This is a genomic window from Streptomyces sp. GESEQ-35 (genome assembly GCF_017948485.1).
GTDB lineage: Bacteria > Actinomycetota > Actinomycetes > Streptomycetales > Streptomycetaceae > Streptomyces.
The window spans coordinates 105,439-127,777 of sequence record NZ_JAFFSX010000017.1; the positions used below are offsets into that span (position 1 = coordinate 105,439).

The 22,339-nt window shown below is 74.3% G+C and carries 2 protein-coding genes and 1 pseudogene; all 3 read right to left on the minus strand.

Annotated features, from left to right (window positions below; genetic code table 11):
- Positions 1-8 precede the first annotated feature (8 nt).
- Complete coding sequence (locus tag KCH87_RS29140) at positions 9-4,745, minus strand: SDR family NAD(P)-dependent oxidoreductase (protein WP_374199057.1); 4,737 nt, start codon at positions 4,743-4,745, stop codon at positions 9-11.
- A 59-nt stretch (positions 4,746-4,804) separates the two neighbouring features.
- Positions 4,805-16,447, minus strand: coding sequence for an SDR family NAD(P)-dependent oxidoreductase (locus tag KCH87_RS29145; RefSeq protein WP_308298939.1), 11,643 nt, complete (start codon positions 16,445-16,447; stop codon positions 4,805-4,807).
- A 31-nt stretch (positions 16,448-16,478) separates the two neighbouring features.
- Positions 16,479-22,250: pseudogene (locus KCH87_RS50500) on the minus strand (SDR family NAD(P)-dependent oxidoreductase); the annotation flags it as partial.
- Between the last annotated feature and the right edge of the window lie 89 nt (positions 22,251-22,339).

Consider the following 22,339-nt stretch of genomic DNA (forward strand, 5'->3'; position numbering starts at 1 on the left):
GTGGCCGGTCAGACGGCGGAGTCGCGCAGGGCCAGTTCGATCAGCGCGTCGCCGTCGAGGTCGTCGATGCTGTCGGGCCCATCGAACCCGGCCTCACCTGAGAACGGCTCGGGCGCCAAGCGCTCCGCGATGTGTCGTCGGTCCGCTGCGGCGCCGTCGTGGCTGGTCGCTCCCCCACTCTCGACTTCGCTCGAGCGGGGGGACCCCCATCGCGGCGGAGCCGCAAATTGATGCAGCCCCGCGCCCCTTCGGGGCGCTGTCGAACCGACCGACCCGCTCAGCGCGAGGAGCGTGTCCAGCAGTCCGGCCTCCCGCAGCACCGACAGCGGCAGCTCGGCCAGCGCGGCCCGGATCCGGGTCTCCTCCGGGTCCCCGCTCTCCGCCGCGGCGGCGGGGGCGAGGAGTCCGGCCAGATGGGCGGCCACGGCGACGGCGGTGGGGTGGTCGAAGACGAGGGTCGGGGGCAGCTTGCGGCCGGCCGCGCGGCTGAGCCGCCCGGCGAACTCGCCCGCGGTCAGGGAGCTGAACCCGAGGTCCTTGAAGGGCTCTTCGGGGTCGACCTCCTCGGGGCCGGCATGGCCGAGCACGGCCGCGACGGCGCGCCGTACCTCGTCCAGGACGATCTCGTCCCACTCGGCGGGGTCCGCGGCCGCGAGCCGGGCGGGCAGTTCCGCCCCGGCCGGGTCGTCCTCGGCCTCCGGTCCGGTACCGGACTCCTGCCGTACGCCGGGCAGTTCGGAGATCAGCGGGCTCGGCCGGAAGGTGGTGAAACCCTTCGCGAACCGGGTCCAGTCCAGGTCGGCGAGGGCGATGCACACGTCGTCCCGGTCCAGGGCCCGGCTCAGCGCCTCCACGGCCCGCAGCGGGTCCATGGTGCGCAGTCCGCGGCTGCCGAGGAACTCCTCGCCGGCCCCGTCGCCCATGCCGCCGCCGCCCCACAGGCCCCAGGCCACGGACGTGGCGGGCAGGCCCTCGGCGCGCCGGCGTTCGGCGAGCGCGTCCAGGGCGGCGTTGGCGGCGCCGTACGCACTCTGGCCGCCGCTGCCCCACACCCCGGCACCGGACGCGTACAGCACGAACGCGTCGAGTTCGCGCGAGCGGGTCAGCTCGTGCAGGTGGAGCGCGCCCGCGACCTTGCCCGCGTACACGTCGGCGAGGGAGTCGAGGCCGGTGTCGAGGAAAGCCGCCGAGTGCGGGACGCCGGCGGTGTGGAAGACGGCGGTCGGCGGGTGGGCGTCGAGCACCGCGGCGAGCGCGTCCCGGTCGGCGACGTCACAGGCGACGACGGTCACCTCGGCGCCCGACTCCCGTAGTTCCGCGGCCAGTTCGGCCGCACCCGGCGCGTCCGGGCCGCGGCGGCCGGTGAGCACCAGGTGCTCGGCTCCGGCGGCGGCGAGCCAGCGGGCGACATGGCCGCCGAGGGCACCGGTGCCGCCGGTGACCAGGACGGTGCCGCGCGGGGTGTAGGTGCGCCGGGCGGGCGTGTTCCCGGCCGGGACGAGCCGGCGGCCGTAGACGCCGGAGGCCCGTACGGCGATCTGGTCCTCGCCCGCCGTCCCGGCCAGGGCGGCCACCAGCCGCTGCCAGGTGCGGGCGTCGGCGACGGCGGGAAGGTCCACCGACCCGCCCCAGAGCAGCGGGTGTTCCAGCGCGACACCGCGCCCCAGACCCCACACCTGCGCCCCGGCGGAACCGGGCCGCTCGCCGGGCGCGACGGCCACGGCGCCCCGCGTCAGCGCCCACACCTTCGCGCCACCGCCGAAGTCGGCGGCGGCCTGGGCGAGCAGGGTGGTGCCGACGGCGGCGAGGGGCAGTTCCGGGTGGCCCGGGTGCGGGCGTTCGTCGGTGCCGAGGAGGGAGAGGATGCCGGTGAGGTCTTCGTACGACGCCAGCCGCGCGGCCAGCGTTTCGCGGGTCGCGTCGGCCGGGTCGAGGGCCAGGCGGTCGGTGCGGGCGCCGTGACCGGTGAGCGCCGCCTCTACGGCATCGGCGGTGCCGTCGTCCGCCCCCTCCGGCACGACGAGCAGCCAGCAGCCGTCGAGGACCGGGATGCCGGTCTCGGCCAGGTGCTGCCAGGTGACGCGGTAGCGCCAGGTGTCGGTGCCGGTGGGGGCGGTGGTGACGGGGGCGGAGGGTTCGAGCCAGTAGTGCTTGTGCTGGAAGGGGTAGGTGGGCAGGTCGACTTGACGGGCTCCGGTGCCGTCGAAGAGGGCCGCCCAGTCGATGTCGGTGCCGTGGACGAAGAGATGGGCTGCCGAGGTCAGGAAGCGCTCCAGGCCGCCGTCGTCACGCCGAAGCGAGCCGGTGACCGTGACGTCCTCGACGGTCTCCTCGATGCCCATGGTCAGCACCGGGTGTGCGCTGGACTCGACGAACGTACCGAAGCCGCTTTCGGCGAGCTTCCGTACGGTCTCCTCGAAGCGGACCGGGTTGCGAAGGTTGCGATACCAGTACGCGGCGTCCAGGGTGTCGGCCCGCTCGCCGGTGACGGTGGAGTGGAAGGGGATCTGCGGGCTCAGCGGGGTGATCGGGGCCAGCACGTCCAGGAGTTCGGCCTCGATACGCTCCACGTGCGCGGAGTGCGAGGCGTAGTCGACCGGCACCTGACGGGCCCGGATGCCCTCCGCCTGGGCGGCGGCCACGAACTCGACAATCGCGTCCGCGTCACCGGAGACGACCGTGGCCGACGGGCCGTTGACGGCCGCAACACCCAGGCCGGTGAAGGCTGCGAGTCGCTGCTCCACGTCCGCCAACGGCAGCGAGATGGAGGCCATCCCGCCCAGACCGGCCAGCTCACGCCCGATCACCGCGGCCCGCAAAGCCACCACCCTGGCGGCGTCCTCCAGCGACAAGGCGCCGGACACGGCGGCCGCGGCGATCTCGCCCTGCGAGTGACCCACCACCGCATCCGGGATCACGCCCAGCGAACGCCACAGCTCAGCCAGGGAAACCATCACCGCCCAGGTGACCGGCTGGACCACATCCACCCGGTCCAACTCCCGCCCCTCACGCACGACTTCGACCACATCGAAGTCGACGAACGGAGCGAGGGCGTCAGCGCACTCCCGAAGCCGCGCCGCGAACACCGGCGACGACTCCAGCAACCCGGCACCCATACCGACCCACTGCGCCCCCTGCCCCGGAAACACCAACACCCGCCGACCAGCAGCAGACGCAACACCCTCGACGACCTCATCCCCCAGCACCACCCGCCGGTGCTCGAACACCGACCGCGACGACGCCAGACTGAACCCCACGTCCAACAACCGGGGTTCACGGTGATCCCGTATCCGCTCGGCCTGTGTGTTCAGGGCGTTCTTCGAGCGGGCCGACACCACCAGCGGAATCACGGGGAGGTCCCGAGTCGTTTCAGGCCCCGCCTCTTCACTGACGGGTGCCTGCTCCAGGATCACGTGCGCGTTCGTCCCGCTCACCCCGAACGACGACACACCCGCTCGCCGCGGACGGCCGAGCTCGGGCCACTCCTGGCGGGCCGTCAGCAGCGAGACCGCCCCCGACTCCCAGTTGACCTCCGCGGACGGGGCGTCGATGTGCAGGGTCTGCGGCAGGACGCCCGCCCGCAGGGCCATCACCGTCTTGATGACGCCCGCCACTCCGGCGGCGGCCTGGGTGTGGCCGATGTTGGACTTCAACGAGCCGAGCCACAGCGGCCGTTCGGCGCTGTGTGCGCTGCCGTAGGTGTCCATGAGGGCGTGCACCTCGATCGGGTCCCCGAGCTTGGTGCCGGTGCCGTGGGCCTCGACGGCGTCCACGTCGGCCGCGGTGATCCGGGCGTCGGCGAGCGCCTGGCGGATGACGCGCTGCTGGGCGGCGCCGCTGGGGGCGGTCAGTCCGTTGCTGGCGCCGTCCTGGTTGACGGCGGAGCCGCGCATGACGGCGAGGACCCGGTGGCCCTTGCGTACGGCGTCGGAGAGGCGTTCGACGGCGATGACGCCGGCGCCCTCGCCGGGTCCGAAGCCGTCCGCTCCGTCCGCGAAGGCCTTGCAGCGGCCGTCGGCGGCGAGGCCCCGCTGGCGGGCGAACTGGACGAAGACGGCGGGGGTCGACATGACGGTGACGCCGCCGGTCAGGGCGAGGTCGCACTCCCCCGCGCGCAGCGAACGGGCCGCCTGGTGGAGGGCGACGAGAGAGGAGGAGCAGGCCGTGTCGACGGTGACGGAGGGGCCTTCGAGGCCGAGCGTGTAGGAGATGCGGCCCGAGGTGAAGCTGACGACGCCGCCGGTGAGCAGGTCGCCCTCCAGTTGGGCGGAGGGCGCGTGGACGCCCGAGGTGTAGCCGCCGTCCCAGGCGCCGACGAAGACGCCGGTGCGGCTGCCGTGCAGGGAACGGGGGTCGATACCGGCCCGTTCCAGGGCCTCCCAGGAGGTCTCCAGGAGCAGCCGCTGCTGCGGGTCCATCGCCACCGCCTCGCGCGGGGAGATCCCGAAGAACGCCGGATCGAAGGCGCCCGCGGCCTGGAGGAAGCCGCCTTCACGGCAGTAGGTGCGGCCGGCCGCGTCGGGGTCGGGGTCGTAGAGGCCCTCGACGTCCCAGCCGCGGTCGGCGGGCAGCGGGGAGACGGCGTCGGTGCCGGTGGACACCAACTCCCACAGATCGTCGGGGGAGTTGACGCCGCCGGGGAAGCGGCAGGCCATGCCGACGATCGCGAGGGGCTCGTGCGCCCGTGCCTCCAGTTCCTTGAGGCGCTCGCTGGTGCGGTGCAGTTCGGTCGTCGCCCGCTTCAGGTATTCGCGGAGCTTGTCTTCGTTAGCCATGTCTCGTCACCCGTCACGTGCTCGGCGGCTCAGAACCGCTCGTCGATGAATGCGAAGATCTCGTCGTCGTCGGCGTCCTCCAGGGACTCCGCCACCGTGTTGTCCGCCGTCTCGCCGAGGCCGTTCCACAGGCCGGCGAGGGCGGCGAGGCGGCCCGCGATCTCCTGGTGCGCGGTGTCGTCGGGGGTTTCGGTGCCGTCGGCGAGGGCGCCGAACAGGGCTTCCAGGCGGTCGAGTTCGGCCATGACGGAGCTGCCGCGGGAGTCTGCTGCGGCCGGGGCACCGTCGGGGATCAGTTCGCGGCGCAGGTGCGCGGCGAGTGCGGTCGGGGTCGGGTGGTCGAAGACGAGGGTGGCTGCCAGGCGCAGTCCGGTGGCGGCGGCCAGCCGGTTGCGCATCTCGACGGCGGTGAGGGAGTCGAAGCCGAGTTCCTTGAAGGCGCGGTCGGCGACGATGCTCTCGGCTCCGCCGTGGCCGAGGACGCCGGCGGCGTGGGTGCGTACCGCGTCGAGGACGAGTTCCTGCTGTTCCTCGGCGGGCAGGCCGGCGAGCCGGTCGGCGAGGGTGTCGGCCGGTGCGGTCCGCCGCTCGGGGCTGGCGGGGTTGCCGGAGTGCTCGGTGTCGCCGACGAGGGCGCTGAGGAAGGCGGGGACGGCTCCGGCGGCGCGCAGGGCGGCGTGGTTGAGCCGGATCGGTACCTGGAGGGGGGTGTCGACGGCCTGGGCGGCGTCGAAGAGCGCGAGGCCCTCGGCGTCGGTGAGCGGCATGACGCCGCCGCGGGCGAGCCGCCGGTGCATTCCGCTCTGGTCGAGGTGTCCGGCCATGCGGCTGTTGGTGGACCACAGGCCCCAGGCGAGCGACACGGCGGGCAGGCCGAGGGAGCGCCGGTAGCCGGCGAAGGCGTCGAGGAAGGCGTTGGCGGCCGCGTAGCCGCCCTGGCCGGGGCTGCCGAAGAGCGCCGAGGACGACGAGTACAGGACGAACGCCGACAGATCGAGGTCGCGGGTCAGTTCGTGCAGGTTGAGTACGGCGTCGACCTTCGGGTACAGGACGGTGTCCAGGCCGTCGGGGGTGAGGGCGGGCAGGGTGCCGTCGGCGAGGACTCCGGCGGTGTGGACGACGGCGGTCAGCGGCCGGTCCGCCGGGATGTCGGCGAGGAGTGCGGCGAGCTGTTCGCGGTCGCCCGCGTCGCAGGCCCGTACGGTGATCTCGGCGCCGAGCGCGGCCAGTTCGGCGGCGAGTTCGCCGGCGCCCTCGGCGGCGGTGCCGCTGCGGCCGGCGAGCACGAGGTGGCGTACGCCGTGGGCGGTGACCAGGTGGCGGGCCACGGCGCTGCCGAGGCTTCCGGTGCCGCCGGTGACCAGGACGGTGCCGTACGGTCCGAAGGACGGCGGCATGGTGAGGACGAGTTTGCCGGTGTGCTTGGCCTGGCTGAGGGTGCGGAAGGCTTCGCGGGCGCCCCGGATCTCGTGGGCGGTGTGCGGTAGCGGGGTGAGGGCGCCTGAGTCGAAGAGCGCGAGGAGTTCGCCGAGCATCTCGCCGACGGTGTCCGGGCCGGCCTGTACGAGGTCGAAGGCCTGGTAGAGGGTGCCGGGACGGTCGGCGGCGATGCGGTCGGGGTCGCGGACGTCGGCCTTGCCGAGCTCCAGGAAGTGGCCGCCGCGGGGCAGGAGTCGCAGCGAGGCGTCGACGAAGTCGCCGGCGAGGGAGTTGAGGACGATGTCCACGCCCTGGCCGTCGGTCGCGGTGAGGAACTCGTCGGCGAAGTCGGTGGTGCGGGAGTTGGCGATCGACCGGTCGGCCAGGCCCAGGCGGCGCAGGGTGTCCCATTTGCCGGTGCTGGCCGTGGCGTACACGGTCAGGCCGAGGTGGCGGGCCAGTTGGAGGGCGGCCATGCCGACGCCGCCGGCCGCCGCGTGGATCAGCAGCGACTGGCCGGGGCGGGCCTGGGCGAGGCGGGTGAGCGCGTACTGGGCGGTGAGGAACACGGCGGGCACGGAGGCCGCTTCGGCCCAGGTCCAGCCGTCCGGGATCCTGGCGACCATGCGGTGGTCGGCGATCGCGCAGGGGCCGAATCCGCCGGTCCACATGCCCAGGACCCGGTCGCCGGGGGCGAGGGTGGTGACGCCGGGGCCGACCTCGGTGACGATGCCCGCGCCCTCGGCGCCCATGACGCCCTCGCCCGGGTACATGCCCAGCGCGATGAGGGTGTCGCGGAAGTTGAGACCGGCGGCGCGTACGGCGATGCGGACCTGGCCTTCCGTCAGGGCGGCCCGGGTGTCGGGCGCCGGGGCGAGGCGGAGGCCGTCGAGGGTGCCGGTGCCGCTGGTGGCGAGCCGCCACGCGGGGGTGTCCGTGGGCGGCACGAGCAGGTCGCCGCGTGCGGTGCCGCCCTCGGTCCGGGCGAGCCGGGAGACGCGTACGGCGTTGCCGCGGACGGCGGTCTGGGGTTCGCCGCAGGCCAGCGCGGCGGCCACGGCTGTGCCGCCCGCGGTGGAGCCGTCGGTGTCGAGCAGGACGAAGCGGCCGGGCTCCTCGGACTGGGCGGAGCGGATCAGGCCCCACACGGTGGCCGCGACGGGGTCGGTGACCTGCTCGTCGGGTCCGGCGGCGACGGCGCCTCGGGTGACCAGGGCGAGTGTGGTGCCGGCGAGTTCCGGGCCGGCGGCCAGCCAGCTCTGGGCGAGGTCCAGGGCCCGGTGGGCGGTGGCGTGGACGGCGTCCGCGTCGGGGAAGGGGTGGCGCGGGAAGGAGACGGCGACGGTGTCGGGCGCCGGGCCGGTCTCCAGGGCGGTGAGAAGTGCGGGCAGGTCGGGGTACCAGTCGCAGTCGCCGCCGGCGCTCTCCAGGGCGGCGACGACCTTGGCGTGGTCCTCGCCGACGACGGCCAGGCGGCGTACCGGCAGGGTGGCGGGGACGGGCAGCTGCGGCCAGTCGACCTCGTACAGGGAGCCGTTGAGTTTGGCGCGGCCCTCGGCGTCGGCGACGGCGAGCTGTTCGCCCAGGACGGCGCGGACGACGAGTTCGTCGATGTCGAGGACGGGACGTCCGGTGGCGTCGGTGCAGCGCAGCCGGACCGACTCGTCGCCGAGCGGGGAGATGCTGACGCGCAGCCGGTCGGCGCCCTCGGCGTACAGGCGTACGCCCCGGACGGCGAACGGCATTCGGGCCTGGCCGTCGTCGGGGAAGAACGCGCCGAGGCTCATGGCCTGGAGGGCGGCGTCGAGGAGGGCCGGATGGAGGCCGAAGCCGTCGGCCGCGTCGCCGGCCTGCGGCGGGAGGGCGACGTCGGCGTGGACGTCCGTGTCCTCCCGCCAGCCGGCGCGGAAGCCGCGGAAGAGGGGGCCGTAGTCGTAGCCGCGGGCGCTGAACTCCTCGTAGAAGGCGTCGGATTCGGCGGGTACCGCGGCGGCCGGGGGCCAGACGGCCGGACCGGTGGGCGGCGGGTCGGTGTCGTCGGCGGGGGCGGCGAGGGCTTCGGCGTGCCGGCGCCACGGTGAGCCGGGTGCGGCGTCCGCCTCGCGGGTGTGCACGGTGAGGGTGCGCCGGCCGTCGTCCGCGGCGGCGGCGACCATGAGCCGCAGTTCGAGGGCTCCGTTGTCGGGGAGGACGACGGGGGCCTGGAGGATCAGTTCGTCGAGGCGGGCGCAGCCGGCTTGGCGGCCGGCCCACAGGGCGAGGTCCACCAGGGCGGCGCCGGGCAGCAGGGCCGTGCCCATCAGGGCGTGTTCGGCCAGCCAGGGCTGGGTGTCGGCGCCGAGGTGGGCGGTGTAGACGACGGCGCCGGACTCGGGGAGTTCGACCTCGCCGCCGAGCAGCGGGTGTGCGGCCTGGTTCAGGCCGATGGAGGAGGCGTCGGCGCGGCGGGCGGGCGCGCTGTACCAGTAGCGCTCGCGCTGGAAGGGGTAGGTGGGCAGGTCGACGCGGCGGGAGGCGGCGCCGAAGAGGGCGTCCGCGTCGATCTCGACGCCGCTGATGTGGGCCATGCCGAGGGCGGCGCCGAACCAGCGGGGTCCGCCCTTGTCGCGGCGCAGGGTGCCGAGCACGGCGGCGTGGCCCGAGGAGGCGTCGGCGACGGTCTCCTGGAGCGACACGGCGAGCATGGGGTGCGGGCTGGGTTCGAGGAAGACGTCGTGGCCGTCGGCGACGAGGGCGCGGGTGGCCTGCTCGAACTCGACGGGCTCGCGCATGTTGCGGTACCAGTACGCGCTGTCGAGGGCGCTGGTGTCGAGGAGGCCGCCGGTGACGGTGGAGTAGAAGGGGATCTCGCCGGTGCGCGGGGAGACGGGGGCGAGGACCTCCATGAGGTGGTCCTTGAGCGCGTCGACCTGGGCGGAGTGCCCGGCGGTGTCGACGCCGGGGATGGGCCGGGCCTGGATCCCTTCGGCGGTGAGTTCGTCGAGGAGTTCGCGCAGGGCGGCCGGTTCGCCGGCGACGGCGGCGGTGCCGGGGCTGTTGACGGCGGCCACGGAGAGCCGGTCGCCGAACCGTTCCAGGCGGGCGCGCAGATCGTCGGCGGGCAGGGTGACGGCGATCATGCCGCCCTTGCCGGCCAGGGTGAGCCAGGCCTGGCTGCGCAGGGCGACGATGCGTGCCGCGTCGTCGAGGGAGAGGCCGCCCGAGACATGGGCGGCGGCGATCTCGCCCTGGGAGTGGCCGACGACGGCCGAGGGGTGGACGCCGATGGAGCGCCAGGCCGCCGCAAGGGACACCATCATGGTGAACAGCACGGGCTGGACGACGTCGACGCGGCTGAGCGACGGCGCGCCCGGCACCTGCCGCAGCACGTCCAGGACGGACCAGTCGAGGTAGGCGCGCAGCGCGCTGTCGCAGTCGAGGGCGCTCTCGCGGAAGGCGGTGGACCGCTCCAGCAGCCCTTCGGCCATGGCCGGCCACTGGGAGCCCTGGCCGGGGAAGACGAACGCGACCCGGTCGCCGGGTCCCGCGGTGCCGCGCAGGACGGCCAGGTGCGGCCGGTCCTGGGCGAGGGAGTTGAGGGCGTCGAGGAGTTCCTCGCGGCTCTCGCCGATGACGGCGGCCCGGTGCTCGAACCGGGAGCGTGCCGTCATCAGGGTGTAGCCGGCGTCGGCCGGGTGGATGCCGGGGTGTTCGACGAGGCCGGCGCGGAGCCGGGCCGCCTGGGCGCGCAGCGCGGCCTCGGAGCGGGCGGACAGCAGCAGCGGGACGGTGACCTCCTCCCACCAGTCGGGATCCGGCGTGGGCGCGGGGGTATCGGTCTGCTGCTCGGCTCGGGGGGCCTCTTCGAGGATGACGTGCGCGTTGGTGCCGCTGATGCCGAAGGCGGAGACGGCGGCGCGGCGCGGGGTGTCGCGTTCGGGCCAGGCGACATCCTCGGTGAGCAGGGACACGGCGCCCGCGGACCAGTCGACGCGGTGGGTGGGTTCGTCGACGTGCAGGGTGCGGGGCAGGGTGTTGCCGCGCAGCGCGAGGACCATCTTGATGACGCCGGCCACGCCGGCGGCGGCCTGGGTGTGGCCGATGTTGGACTTCACCGAGCCGAGCCACAGGGGCAGTTCGCGGTCCGTGCCGTAGGTGGCGAGGACGGCCTGGGCCTCGATCGGGTCGCCGAGTTCGGTGCCGGTGCCGTGCGCCTCCACCGCGTCCACGTCGGTGGGCGTCAGGCCCGCGTCGGCCAGGGCCTGCCGGATGACGCGCTGCTGGGACGGGCCGTTGGGGGCGGTGAGGCCGTTGCTGGCGCCGTCCTGGTTGACGGCGGAGCCGCGGATGACGGCGAGGACGGGGTGTCCGTTGCGCCGGGCGTCGGAGAGCCGCTCGAGGAGCAGCATGCCGGCGCCCTCGCCGAGGGCGACGCCGTCGGCGGAGGCGGCGAAGGCGCGGGAGCGGCCGCTGGGCGACATGACGCGCTGGCGGGAGAACTCGACGAGCATCTCGGGGGTGGACATGACGGTCGCGCCGCCGACCAGGGCGAGGCCGCATTCGCCGCGGCGCAGCGACTGGACGGCGAGGTGCAGGGCGACCAGGGAGGCCGAGCAGGCGGTGTCGACGGTGACGGCGGGGCCTTCGAGTCCGAAGACGTAGGAGAGGCGGCCGGACATGACGCTGGCGGAGTTGCCGGTGCCGAGGTAGCCGTCGAAGTCCTCCTCGCCGTTCTGGAGCAGCGGCATGTAGTGCTGGCCGTTGGTGCCGACGAACACGCCGGTGCGGCTGCCGCGCAGGATGTTCGGGTCGAATCCGGCCCGCTCGCACGCCTCCCACGCGGTCTCCAGCAGGAGGCGCTGCTGCGGGTCCATGGCGAGGGCCTCGCGGGGCGAGATGCCGAAGAACTCGGGGTCGAAGTCGGGTGCCTCGTGCAGGAATCCGCCTTCGCGGACGTACGTACGTCCCTTGGCGTCGGGGTCCGGGTCGTAGAGGCCCGCCACGTCCCAGCCGCGGTTGGTGGGGAAGGTGGTGATGGCGTCGCCGCCCCGGGTCACCAGCTGCCACAGTTCGTCGGGGGTGGTGATGCCGCCGGGGAAACGGCAGCCCATGCCGACGATCGCGAGGGGCTCGGCGTCGCCGCCGGCCGGGGCGGTGGCGAACGCGTCGGCGGCGGGCGCGGTCTCCTCGGCGCCGCCCGCGAGCTCGCCCAGGTGACGGGCGACGGCGGTGGTGGTGGGGTGGTCGAAGACCAGGGAGGCGGCCAGGTCGAGCCCGGTGGCTTCGCGCAGCCGGTCCCGCAGTTCGACGGCGGTCACCGAGTTGAGGCCCAGCTCCCTGAACGCCCGGTCGGGGGCGATGCCGTCGGGTGTGTGGCCGAGGACGGCGGCGACGTGCGAGCGGACCAGCCGCACCAGTTCGCGCTGCCGTTCCCGGTCGGACTTGCCGCGCAGCACGGCGGTAAGCCCGGTCGCGGTCTCCCGCTCCAGCGCCGCGGCCCGTTCGGCGGCCCACAACTGCTGTACGGCGGGCAGGTCGTCGAGCAGCGCCGAGGGGCGGACGGCCGTGTAGGCGGGGGCGAACCGGGTCCAGTCGACGTCGGCGACGGCGATCCCGGTCGCGCCGCGTCCGACGATCCCGTCGAGGATGTCGAGGGCGCGCTCGGGGTCGAGGAAGGCCAGGCCGACACGGCGCAGTTGTTCGGCCGCGGGGCCGGCGACGGCGCCCTCCCAGGGCGTCCAGGCGACGGAGGTCGCGGGCAGGCCGCGGGCGCGGCGGCGCTCGGCGAGCGCGTCCAGTCGGGCCGTACCGGCCGCGTAGCCGCCCTGGCCCGCGCCGCCCCACACACCGGCGACGGAGGAGAACACGACGAACGCGTCCGGTGCCGTGCCGTCGAGCAGCGTGTCGAGACGGGTGGCCAGGTCGGTCTTGGCGGTGACGGCGGCGGCGAAGCCCTCCAGCGTCGTCTCGGTGAGTGTGGTGAAAGGTGCCGTGGGCGGGGCGACGTAGACGGCCGTCGGAGTGTGCCGGGCGAGGAGGTCGCGCAGCGCGTCGTCGTCGGTGAGGTCGCAGGGCACGACGGTGGTGCGGTCCGTGACGCCCGCGAGTTCGTCGCGAACGCCACCGGTCAGCCCGGCGAGAACGATCCGTTCGGCCCCGCCGGCCAGCAGCCGGCGGGCGAGCGGTCCCGCGACGGCCGCGATGTCCCCGATGACGAGCACGGTGCCGCGCGGGCGGACCCCGGTGGCCGGGACGTACGGAGCTCCGGCGCGGACGGCGAGCTGGTCCGCCCCGTCGCGGCGGGTGAGCACCTCGGGCAGGGCGACGTGGGAAGCCGGGTCGTCGCCCGTGTCCACCACGGCGAAACGGCCCGGGTGTTCGCTCTGCGCGGTCCCGCGCGCGCGGACCCCGGTGGCCGGGACATACGGAACTCCGGCACCGACGGCGAGCTCGTCCGCCCCGTCACCGCGGGTGAGCACCGCGGGCAGGGCCGCGTCGGAAGCCGGGTCGCCGTCCGTGTCCACCACGGCGAAACGGCCCGGGTGTTCGCTCTGCACGGTCCCGCGCGCGCGGACCCCGGTGGCCGGGACATACGGAACTCCGGCACCGACGGCGAGCTCGTCCGCCCCGTCACCGCGGGTGAGCACCACGGGCAGGGCAGCGTCGGAAGCCGGGTCGCCGTCCGTGTCCACCACGGCGAAACGGCCCGGGTGTTCGCTCTGCACGGTCCCGCGCGCGCGGACCCCGGTGGCCGGGACGTACGGGACCCCGGCGCCGACGGCGAGCTCGTCCGCCCCGTCACCGCGGGTGAGCACCGCGGGCAGGGCAGCGTCGGAAGCCGGGTCGCCGTCCGTGTCCACCACGGCGAAACGGCCCGGGTGTTCGCTCTGCGCGGTGCGCACCGGCCCCCGGGCCACGGCGGCGGCCTGGGCGAGGCGGCGGCCGTAGGTGCCGGAGCCGCGTACGGCGACCTGGTCGTCGGCGCCGGGTGCGGCGAGGGCGCCGGCCAGCAGCTGGAAGGCGCGGGAGTCGGCCGATTCCGGCAGGTCGGCCAACCCGCCCCACAGGGAGGGCAGTTCGATGGCGGCGACCCGGCCGAAGCCCCAGATCTGGGCCTGTTCGGCGGACGGCGACTCGGCCCCGGACACGGCGACGGCTCCGGCGGTGACCGCCCACAGGCGCGCCTCGACGCCCGAGTCCGCGGCGGCCTGGGTGAGGGTGAAGGTGGCGGTGAGGCCGAGCGGGACGGCCGGATGGTCCGGGTGCGCTCCCTCGGCGAGGGCGAGCAGCGACAGCACGCCGTTGAGCGGCCCCGCGTCGGCCCGGCCGGCCGCCTCGGCGAGCCGGGCCCGCAGCAGGGACCGGTCGGCGTCGGCCGGGTTCACCACGAGCGTCTCGACGGTGGCACCACGGTCGGCGAGGGCCTGACGGGCGAGGCCTGCCTTCTCCGAGCCGTTCAGCGGCTCGGGGACGACCAGCAGCCAACGGCCCAAGAGGCGGGCCGAGTCGTCGCCGCGGAGGTTCTTCCAGGTGATGCGGTAGGACAGGGACTCGGCCGGGCCGGATACGGCGGTGGTGGCGGCCGGGGTGACGGGCTCGTGCCAGTAGTGCTCGCGTTGGAAGGGGTAGGTGGGGAGGTCGACTTGACGGGCTCCGGTGCCGTCGAAGAGGGCCGTCCAGTCGATGTCGGTGCCGTGGACGAAGAGATGGGCGGCCGACGTCAGAAAGCGGTGCAGACCGCCTTCGTCGCGGCGCAGCGTGCCGGTGACGGTCGCGTTCTCGGCGGTCTCCTGGATGCCCATGGTCAGCACGGGGTGCGCGCTGGACTCGACGAACGTACCGAAGCCCTTGCCCAGCAGCGACCGGATCGTCTCTTCGAAGCGGACGGGGTTGCGCAGGTTGCGGTACCAGTAGGCGGCGTCCAGAGTGTCGGCGAGTTCGCCGGTGACCGTGGAGTGGAAGGGGATCTGGGGGCTCAGCGGGGTGATCGGGGCCAAGATCTCCAGGAGTTCGGCCTCGATGCGTTCCACGTGTGCGGAGTGGGAGGCGTAGTCGACCGGTACTTGGCGGGCTCGTATGCCCTCCGCCTGGGCGGCGGCCACGAAGTCGACGATCGCGTCCGCGTCACCGGCCACCACGGTGGCTGACGGGCCGTTGATTGCGGCGATCCCGAGACGCCCGGTCCATGCCTGGAGCCGCTCCTCCACCTCGGCCAGAGGAAGAGGAATCGACGCCATGCCACCGAGACCGGCCAGCTCCCGCCCGATCACCGCGGCCCGCAAAGCCACCACCCTGGCGGCGTCCTCCAGCGACAAGGCGCCGGACACGGCGGCCGCGGCGATCTCGCCCTGCGAGTGACCCACCACCGCATCCGGGATCACGCCCACCGAGCGCCACAGCTCGGCGAGGGAGACCATAACCGCCCAGGTGACCGGCTGGACCACATCCACGCGGTCCAACTCCCTGCCCTCACGGATGACTTCGACCGCATCGAAGTCGACGAAGGGAGCGAGGGCGTCAGCGCATTCCCGCAGCCTCGCCGCGAACACCGGCGACGACTCCAGCAACCCGGCCCCCATACCGACCCACTGCGTCCCCTGACCCGGAAACACCAACACCCGCCGACCAGAAGCGGACGCAACACCCTCCACCTGCACCTGGCCGAGTGACACGGAGCGGTGCTCCAGCATCGAGCGGCCGGTGGCGAGGCTGAAGGCGACGTCCAGCGGCCGGAGTTCGGCGTCCCGGTCCAGGAGCGCGGTGAGCCGGGCGCGCTGGCCGAGCAGTGCGGTCTCGGACTTGGCGGTGAGGACGAGGGGTACGACGGGCAGGTCCCGGGTCGTTTCCGGCTCCGCCTCATCGCTGACGGGCGCCTGCTCCAAGATCACGTGCGCATTCGTCCCGCTCACCCCGAACGACGACACACCCGCCCGCCGAGGACGACCGACCTCGGGCCACTCACACTGCTCCGTCAGCAACTCGACGGAACCCGCGTCCCAGTCCACCTCCGACGACGGCGCATCAACGTGCAACGACTTCGGCAGCACACCCTCCCGCAGCGCCATCACCATCTTGATGACACCGCCCACACCCGCCGCCGCCTGCGCATGCCCGATGTTCGACTTCAACGACCCCAGCAACAACGGCCGTTCACGATCCTGCCCATACGTCGCCAGCAGCGCCTGCGCCTCGATCGGATCGCCGAGCCTGGTCCCGGTGCCATGCGCCTCCACCGCATCCACATCCGCGACCGTGAGTCCCGCGTTCTCCAGCGCCGCACGAATCACCCGCTGCTGCGAAGGCCCATTCGGAGCCGTCAGACCATTCGACGCACCGTCCTGATTCACCGCCGAACCACGCACCACCGCCAGCACACGATGCCCCCGCCGCACCGCATCCGACAGCCGCTCCACCAACAGCACACCCACACCCTCAGCCCAGCCCGTGCCATCGGCCCCGTCCGAGAACGCCTTGCAACGCCCGTCCGGAGCAAGCCCCCGCTGCTGCGAGAACTCCACGAAGGTGCTGGGGGTGGCCATGACGGTGACGCCGCCTGCCAGGGCGAGGTCGCACTCGCCCGACCGCAGGGACTGCGCGGCCAGATGCAGGGCGACCAGCGAGGACGAGCAGGCCGTGTCGACGGTCACCGCCGGGCCCTCCAGGCCCAGGGCGAAGGAGATCCGGCCGGAGACCACGCTTCCGGATGTGCCGGTGGCGCCGTAGCCGCCCGTGTCGTCGGTGGAGGCGGCGCGATCGGTGCCGTAGTCGTGGTACATGGCGCCGACGAAGACGCCGGTGCGGGAACCGCGCAGCGAGGTCGCCGGGACCCCGGCCCGCTCCAGAGCCTCCCAGGAGGTTTCGAGGAGCAGCCGTTGCTGCGGGTCCATGACGACGGCCTCACGCGGCGAGATGCCGAAGAAGCCCGCATCGAACTCCCCCGCCTCATGCAGGAACCCGCCCTCACGCACATACGACCGGCCCACCACACCCGGCTCCGGATCGAACAGCCCCTCCACATCCCAACCCCGGTCACCCGGAAACGGCGACACCGCATCCCCGCCCGAAGCCACCAGATCCCACAAACCCTCCGGCGAACTCACCCCACCCGGAAAACGGCACGCCATCCCCACGATCGCAACGGGCTCGGTGCCGCGTTCCTCGACCGCGCGCAGCTTTTCTCGGGTCTCGTGCAGTTCGGCCATGGCGCGGCGCAGGTAGTCGCGAAGCCGGACTTCGTTGCCGGTGGCGTCCTTGTGGGCGTCGTTAGCGGACACAGCTCTCCCCTGGAGGTGTCGGTGCCGGGCTTCAGGCGGTGCGGAAGCCGCTGTCGAGCAGCTGGAACAGTTCGTCGTCGGAGGCGGAATGGAGTAGTTCGGTGACGTTGTCGGGATCGGGCGCGCCTGGTTGCGGTGCGCCGGTCTGCGGGGTCCTGGCGGTACTGCCGAGTCCGTCGATCAGGTCCTTCAGCCGTCCGGTGACGGTCTGCCGGGCGTGCTCGTCGAGGTCGGCCCGGGCGGTGGCCTCGGCGAGCTGTCCGAGCAGGGTGAGTACGGCGGCTTCGGCGCCCGGCAGTTCCTCGTCGAGGTGGTCGGCGAGGATCTGTGGCGTCGGGTGGTCGAAGACGAGGGTCGCGGTCAGCCGCAGGCCGGTCGCGGCGGTGAGCCGGTTGCGCAGTTCCACGGCGGTGAGCGAGTCGAAGCCCTGCTCCTTGAAGCTGCCGTCGGGCGGGATCTCGGCCGGGTCCGGGTGGCCGAGCACGGACGCGACCTCGGTGCGGACGAGGTCGAGGAGGAGCGCGGAGCGTTCGGCACGGGGCAGGCCGGCGACCCGGTCGGCGAGTGTGGCGTGGGCGGGTCCGGGCCTGTCGGGTGCCGCCGGTGCTGCCGGGCGGCGGTTGTGCGGCTGTGTCGGCCGGCGCAGCAGCGGGGGCAGTTCGCGGTCCGCGTCCCGGGCGGCGGCGGGGTCGAAGCGCAGGGGCAGGAGGACCGGTTCGGGGCGGGCGCAGGCGGCGTCGAAGAGCGCGAGTGCTTCCTGCGGAGGGAGGGCGACGAGGCCGCTGCGGTGCAGCCGGGCGGCGTCGGCACCGGTGAGTGCGCCGGCCATGCCGTCGCCGGCCCAGGGGCCCCAGGCGAGGGACACGGCGGGCAGGCCCTGGGCGCGTCGCCAGGAGGCGAAGGCGTCCAGGTGCGCGTTGGCGGCGGCGTAGGTGGCCTGTCCGGCGCTGCCGAGGAGGCCCGCGGCGGAGGAGAACAGGACGAACGCGTCGAGGTCCAGCTCCCGGGTCAGCTCGTGCAGCACGTGGACCGCGTCGGCCTTGGGCCGCAGTACGGCGTCCAGGCGGGCGGGGTCCTGGGCGGTGAGCAGACCGTCGTCGAGGACACCGGCGGTGTGGATGACGGCGTTGATCCGGTGCAGGTCGAGGAGTGCGGCGACGGTGTCGCGGTCGGCGGCGTCGCAGGCGGCGATCGTCACTTCGGCGCCGAGGCCTTCGAGTTCGGTCCTGAGCCGGTCCGCTCCGGGGGCGTCGGGGCCGCGTCGGCCGGTGAGCAGCAGGTGCCGTACGCCGTGCGTGGTGACCAGGTGGCGGGCGACGGCGGCGCCGAGGCCGCCGGTGCCGCCGGTGACGAGCACGGTGCCGTCGGGATTCCAGGTGAAGTCGCCCGCGGCGCCTTCGGCGCGGACGACGGCGGGGGCGTACGGGACTCCGGCGCGGACGGCGAGCTGGTCCGCCCCGTCACGGCGGGTGAGCACCTCGGGCAGGGCGACGTGGGAGGCCGGGTCGTCGTCCGTGTCCACCAGGGCGAAACGGCCCGGGTGTTCGGTCTGCGCGGTCCGCAGCAGCCCCCAGGCCACGGCGGCGGCCGGGTCGGTGACGGGTCCGGCGGCGTCGACGGCCCCGTGGGTGAGCACGGTGAGGCGGGCCGGGGACGGCGGGCCCGAGGCCAGCCAGGCCTGGGCGAGTGCGAGGACGCGGTGACCGGCCTGGTGCGGGTCGTCGGCGCCGCGCAGGTCGGCGAGGGCGTGGACGTGTACGCCGTCAGCAGCAGGTATGTCGGCCGGATCGGGGGCGGTGTGTACGGTCGCGCCGGTGGCCGTCAGGGCCTCGGTGAGCCCGATTTCGTGGTCGCCCAGGAGGTACCAGGCGGCCTGCTCCGAGGCGGTGGAGTCCGGGGCGAGCGGGGTCCAGGTGGGCCGGAGCAGCGGCGCGGGTGCGGTGGTGATGCGGTCGCCGGCGATCCGGCGCAGGGCGAGGGAGCGCGCGGCGAGGACCGGCCGGCCGGTGTCGTCGGTGGCGGTGAGTGTGACGGCGTCGGCTCCGGCCGGCGAGATCCGCAGGCGCAGCGCGTCGGCACCCCGGCCGTACAGGGTCACGCCGCTCCAGGAGAACGGCACCAGTCCGTGGGCGTCCTCGCGGGTGGCGGTGACGGCGTGCAGGGCGGCATCGAGGAGAGCAGGGTGCAGCCCGTACGCCATCGCCTCGGCCGCCTCCGGCGCCGGAAGGGCAGCGTAGGCATAGACATCGACACCCAGCCGCCAGACGGACTCGAGTCCCTGGAAGACAGGACCGTAACCGACTCCGGCGGCGGCGAAGCGCTCGTCCTCCCCGTCCAGCGGGACGACTTCGGCACCGGGCGGCGGCCAGACACCGGCGAGGTCGGCGAAGTCGCCGGGGGCGTGCGGAGGCTGGTCACTGGTGCCGTCGGCGGTTACGGGGTCCGGCTCGGTACGGCCGGTGGCGTGCGGGGTCCGGTCGGTGGTGCCGTCGTTGACTGCACGGTCGGGCTCGGTGTGGCCCGTGGCGTGCGGGGCCCGGTCAGCGGTGCCATCGACAGCTACGGGGTCGGACCCGACACGGCCCGTGACCTGCGCGGTCCGGTCAGCCGTGCCGTCGGCGGCCCCGCGGGCGGAGCCGGTGTGGCCCGTGGCGTGCGGGGTCCAGGTGGGGGTGTCGTCGGTGGTCGGGGCGGAGTGGACGGTGAGCGGGCGGGTGCCGTCGGGCTCGGTGGCGCCGAGGCGGACGCGCAGTCGCACGGGTGCGTCCTCGGGCAGCACCAGGGGGTTTTCCAGGGTCAGTTCGGCGATCTCGGCGTCGCCGGCCGCGGTGCGGGCGAGTTCCAGCAGGGCCGTGCCGGGGACGACGGGCCGTCCGGCGAGCGTGTGCTCGGCCAGCCAGGGGTGGGTGCGGGTGGACAGCGTGCCGGTCCACACCGTGCCCTGCGCGTCGGGGAGTTCGACGGCGGCGGCGAGCAGCGGGTGTCCGGCGCCGTCGACCCCGGCGGCGGCGAGCGGGGCCTCGGGGGCCGGTGCGTCCAGCCAGTGCCGGGTGCGCTGGAAGGCGTATGTGGGGAGTGCGGCGGCCAGGGCGGTGCCGGGGCCCGGTTCGGGCACGGGGGCGAGCAGTGCGGGCAGGCCGTGGACGTGGGCAGTGGCGACGGCCCGGTCGAACGCGGCGGCCTCGGGCCGTCCGCGGCGCAGCACGGGCAGGGTGAGCGCGGCGGCGTCGCCGGCCGGCGCGTCGGTGTCGAGGATGGTGCGGGTCATGGCGGTGAGCACGGCGTCGGGGCCGAGTTCGACGAAGGTGTCGATGCCGTCGGCGCGCAGTGCGCGCAGCCCGTCGAGGAACCGCACCGGCCGGCGTGCGTGCCGGACCCAGTGGTCCGCGCCGCACGGCGTGTCGCCTGTGGCGAACGCTCCGGTCAGGTTCGACATGAGAGGAATCCTCGGCGCCCGGTGTTCGACACCGCGAGCGATCGATTCGAACTGTGTCAACATGCCGTCCATGTGCGGCGAGTGGAAGGCATGACTGACCTTCAGCCGCTTCGCGGCCCGACCGCGGCTCTTCCAGTGCTCGACCAGTTCCGTCACGGCACTCTCGTCGCCGGCGACGACGACAGCGGACGGTCCGTTGACGGCGGCAAGGTCGATCTCGGCCTCACGGCCCGCCAGTTGAGGCAGCACCTCGTCCGCGGAGGCTTCCAGGGCGGCCATCGCACCGCCCTCGGGCAGCTCGCCCATTAGCCGGCCGCGGGCGGCGACGAGACGGGCGGCGTCGGCGAGCGACAGGACTCCGGCGACATGGGCGGCGGTGATCTCGCCCACGGAGTGTCCGGCCACCGCGTCGGGACGCAGGCCGCGGGAGGTGACGAGGGCGAACAGTGCGGTGCCCAGGGCGAACAGGGCGGGCTGGGTGTACTCGGTACGGTCGAGCAGCGCGGCGTCGGCCGAGCCCGCCTCGGCGAACATCACCTCGCGCAACGGACGCGGCAGGTGCGGTGCGAAGGCCGCGCAGACCTCGTCGAGCGCACGGGCGAACTCCGGCTGGACGTCGTACAACTCCCGTCCTGTGCCGGGCCGTTGGCTGCCCTGCCCGGTGAAGAGGAATGCGGTACGGCGCCCGGGGGCGGCCCGTCCGGTGACGAGGCCCGAGGTCTTCTCGCCGGTGGCGAGCGCGGTGAGCCCACGACTCAGGCTGTCACGGTCGTCGCCCAGGACGACGGCCCGTTCGGCGAACGCGGTGCGGTGGTGGGCGAGGACCCCGGCGAGGAGGGTGGGGTCCTCGGCGCCCCCTCGGTCGAGGTGCTCGACGAGCCGCCGCGCCTGCTGACGCAGCGCGGACTCGTTCCGCCCGGACAGGGCCCAGGCGGTGCGCCCGGCGAGGACGGGGGCGGCCTGCGGATCCTGGGCGGGTTCTGGCTGCTCACCGACGGGCGCCGATTCCAGGATCACGTGGGCGTTGGTGCCGCTTGCGCCGAAGGCGGAGATCGCGGCGCGGCGGGGGTCGTCGGGGCGGTCGGGCCAGGGGGTGTTCTCGGTGAGGAGGGACACGGCGCCCGCGGACCAGTCGATGCGGGTGGAGGGGGTCCCGGCGTGCAGGGTCCTGGGGAGGACGCCGTGCCGCAGGGCCAGCACCGTCTTGATGACGCCCGCCACTCCGGCGGCGGCCTGGGCGTGTCCGATGTTGGACTTCAACGAGCCCAGGAGCAGCGGGCGTTCGGCGCGGTGGGCGCTGCCGTACGTGGCGAGCAGGGCCTCCGCCTCGATGGGGTCGCCGAGCCGGGTGCCGGTGCCGTGCGCCTCGACGGCGTCGACCTGGTCGGCGGTGAGCCGGGCGTTGTGCAGGGCGGCGCGGATCACCCGCTGCTGGGCGGGCCCGTTGGGTGCGGTGAGGCCGTTGCCGGCGCCGTCCTGGTTGACGGCGGAGCCGCGCAGGACGGCGAGGACGGTACGTCCCTCGCGGCGGGCGTCGGAGAGCCGCTGGAGCAGCAGCATGCCGGCGCCCTCGCCGAATCCGGTGCCGTCGGCCGCCTCGGCGAACGCCTTGCAGCGGCCGTCGGCGGCCAGACCGCGCTGCCGGGAGAAGTCGATGAACATGGTGGGCGTGGCCAGGACGGTCGCACCGCCCGCCAGGGCCAGGTCGCACTCGCCGCCCCGCAGCGCCTGCGCCGCGAGATGGACGGCGACCAGCGAGGAGGAGCAGGCCGTGTCGACGGTGACGGCAGGCCCGCGCAGACCGAACGTGTAGGAGACGCGCCCCGAAGCGACGCTGCCCGCGCTGCCGTTGACGAGGAAGCCCTCCAGGCCCTCGGGAATGCGGCCGCCGGGAACGTGCGGGACCCGCGCACCGTAGTCGTCGTACATGACTCCCGCGTACACGCCGGTACGGCTGTCGCGCACGGTGTCCCGGTCGAGGCCGGCCCGCTCGAAGGCTTCCCAGGACGTCTCCAGCAGGAGCCGCTGCTGCGGGTCCATGGCGAGGGCCTCGCGGGGCGAGATGCCGAAGAACTCCGGGTCGAAGTCGGCGCAGTCGTACAGGAACCCGCCCTCGCGGGCGTAGCTGGTGCCGTGCGCGTCGGGGTCGGGGTCGTAGAGCGCGTCGAGGTCCCAGCCGCGGTCGGCGGGCAGGCCGGAGACGGCGTCGGTGCCGGATTCCAGGAGCCGCCAGAGTGCCTCGGGGGTGTCGGCGCCCCCGGGGAGCCGGCAGCTCATCGAGACGATCGCGATGGGCTCGCGGGCGGCCTCGGCGGCCTCCTCGGCGGTACGCAACCGGGCCCGGGTGGCGACGAGTTCGGCCGTGACCCGCTTGAGGTAGTCGCGGATCCGGTCGGTGTTGGCTCCGTCGTCCGCCGCCCCCGCGTTCTGGTCGGCGTTCTCGGGTGCGGGGCTTG